Source organism: Variovorax sp. YR216, assembly GCF_900107745.1.
Lineage (GTDB): Bacteria > Pseudomonadota > Gammaproteobacteria > Burkholderiales > Burkholderiaceae_C > Variovorax.
The window spans coordinates 1-1142 of the sequence record NZ_FNRO01000049.1; the positions used below are offsets into that span (position 1 = coordinate 1).

The following is a 1142-nucleotide window of genomic DNA, read 5'->3' on the forward strand; positions in this document are numbered from 1 at the left end:
CGGATCGCGAAGCGCAGACCTTCTTCCATGGCGATCGGAGCGATCAGCTTGACCGTGATCGACACGTTGTCGCCGGGCATGACCATTTCCTTGTCCTTGGGCAGCTCGATCGAGCCGGTCACGTCCGTCGTGCGGAAGTAGAACTGCGGGCGGTAGTTGTTGAAGAACGGCGTGTGACGGCCACCTTCGTCCTTGCTCAGCACATACACCTCGGCGGTGAAGTGCGTGTGCGGCTTGATCGAGCCGGGCTTGCACAGCACCTGGCCGCGCTCGACTTCTTCGCGCTTCGTGCCGCGCAGCAGCACACCCACGTTGTCACCAGCCTGGCCCTGGTCCAGCAGCTTGCGGAACATTTCCACGCCCGTGCAGGTGGTCTTCTGGGTGGCGCGGATGCCGACGATTTCGATTTCATCGCCGACCTTGACAATGCCGCGCTCGACCGCGCCGGTCACCACCGTGCCGCGACCCGAGATCGAGAACACGTCTTCCACAGGCATCAGGAACGTGCCGTCCACCGCGCGCTCAGGCGTGGGGATGTAGGTGTCCAGCGCCTCGGCCAGCTTCATGATCGAGCCTTCGCCGAGCTCGCCCTTGTCGCCTTCCAGGGCCAGCTTGGCCGAGCCGTGGATGATCGGGGTGGCGTCGCCAGGGAAGTCGTACTTGTCCAGCAGTTCGCGGACTTCCATTTCCACGAGCTCGAGCAGTTCCTTGTCGTCCACCATGTCGCACTTGTTCAGGTAGACGATGATGTAGCCCACGCCCACCTGGCGCGCCAGCAGGATGTGCTCACGGGTCTGGGGCATCGGGCCGTCAGCGGCCGAGCACACCAGGATGGCGCCGTCCATCTGGGCGGCACCGGTGATCATGTTCTTCACGTAGTCGGCGTGGCCGGGGCAATCGACGTGCGCGTAGTGGCGGTTGGCCGTCTCGTACTCGACGTGCGCGGTGTTGATCGTGATGCCGCGCGCCTTTTCTTCGGGCGCCGCGTCGATCTGGTCGTAGGCCTTGGCTTCGCCGCCGAACTTGCTCGACAGCACGGTCGCGATCGCCGCCGTCAGAGTCGTCTTGCCGTGGTCAACGTGACCAATCGTGCCCACGTTCACGTGCGGCTTCGTGCGGGTGAATTTTCCTTTTGCCATTTT

General features: G+C 63.7%; 1 protein-coding gene. It reads right to left on the minus strand.

All coding sequences use genetic code 11. From position 1 onward, the window contains the following. Positions 1 to 1139 (minus strand): elongation factor Tu (tuf, locus tag BLW05_RS35250; RefSeq protein WP_093169590.1); only part of this gene is annotated, 1139 nt, incomplete at its 3' end. Positions 1140 to 1142: the final 3 nt, after the last annotated feature.